Annotated in this window: 2 protein-coding genes; one reads left to right on the top strand and one right to left on the bottom strand. The window is 29.7% G+C overall.

All coding sequences use genetic code 11. The features are described 5' to 3' along the window. The coding region (locus BX659_RS18740; RefSeq protein ID WP_143786699.1) for an IS3 family transposase at window positions 1–189 on the top strand (189 nt) is incomplete at its 5' end. A 567-nt stretch (window positions 190–756) separates the two neighbouring features. On the opposite strand, the gene BX659_RS18735 is transcribed toward BX659_RS18740, so the two are convergent. Continuing rightward, window positions 757–1014 carry a hypothetical protein gene (locus BX659_RS18735; protein WP_097019731.1) on the bottom strand — a complete coding sequence of 86 codons (258 nt, stop codon included), beginning with the start codon at window positions 1012–1014 and terminating at the stop codon, window positions 757–759. Window positions 1015–1244 lie beyond the last annotated feature (230 nt).

Below are 1244 nucleotides of genomic sequence, written 5' to 3'. Positions count from 1 at the left end.
AGCTTTTTTGGTACATTGAAGACTGAATTAACCCATCATAAAATTTATCAAACTAGACGACAAGCAAGACAAGATATATTTGAGTATATTGAAATCTTTTATAACAAATTTAGAATGCATTCTACTTTAGATTATAAAAGTCCAGAAGAATACGAAAATGAGAGAAAAACCATTAAACTATGTGTCTAATTTAATGGGGGAACCTCAGGCAAACCATATTATAGTCATAAATGACATGAAAACCGAAGATAATTCTGATGTTTATCAAGTAAGTTAACGCATATAGTTATTTGTTATTTTTTTTAAAATATTCTATAGTTGTTAATACAGAACAAGTAATAGTTACTCCACTTAAAAAAATATATAAATTAATATTCTCATTTAAAAAATAACTATATATTAACAAAGCATTTACCAAGATTGTACCTAGCCAAGACAAAAAAACTTGTTTTTTATCAGACATATATATATCATCTCCTTATTAAACAAATAAAGTTTTTTTAACTTTACGAGCAAAACTTTGCAAACAATATGTTTCCCAATAGTCAGTATAAAAATCAATACTATCTTAGAATGAAATTTTAACACTAAACAGTAGTTGTTTATTTTTTGTAGAGATAATATTGTATAGATAAGGTTTTTGTGTCTTTAATGAAAAATCAAAGAGAATTAGAAATACCCACGGTTATATCTTTGTTATTCGGGACAGATATGAAAATCTGTCCCCGCAAATCATATAGTTTATTAATTAAGAAATTATTTTCTCCAACCAGATGCTACCGCTCCAGCACCTGCAAGAACAGTTCCACAACCTCCAATAACTGCTCTATATCCAGCAAATGAACTAACAGGTTCTGGCTCAGCTAATCCAATAACACCACCTGCAAATGTAACCCCACCAACAGCCATCGTTCCTAAACCACCAATAATCATACCCCAATCTTTACCACCATCAACAGCCATCAATTCTTGTTCATTCAACTCAACCATATCAAAATTCATTACAGCTTCCATTAATTCTTCACCCTTTCTTTAATTATGTAGTTGTTTTTTACCTCTCGAGAAGCACTACACCTATATATTACCATAATTACTTTTATTTGTACACTGTACTATAAACTTTTGTCTCATTTCCACTTCTGACTATACTGATGCTAGTATAAAATCATGGACACACTTTAGTGAACATATTACAATATAACTAAGAAAGGGTGTGTCCATATGAGTTATACAGAAGATTTTAA

It is taken from the genome of Orenia metallireducens (genome assembly GCF_003001995.1).
GTDB lineage: Bacteria > Bacillota > Halanaerobiia > Halobacteroidales > Halobacteroidaceae > Orenia > Orenia metallireducens_B.
The sequence above is the reverse complement of the archived record's forward strand: the minus strand, read 5'-3'. Positions and strand labels throughout refer to the sequence as shown.

What these genes read in the sequence shown, in the direction of transcription:
- BX659_RS18735 (WP_097019731.1), bottom strand. Translation starts at nt 1,014, where the DNA reads ATGGAAGCTGTAATGAATTTTGATATGGTTGAGTTGAATGAACAAGAA.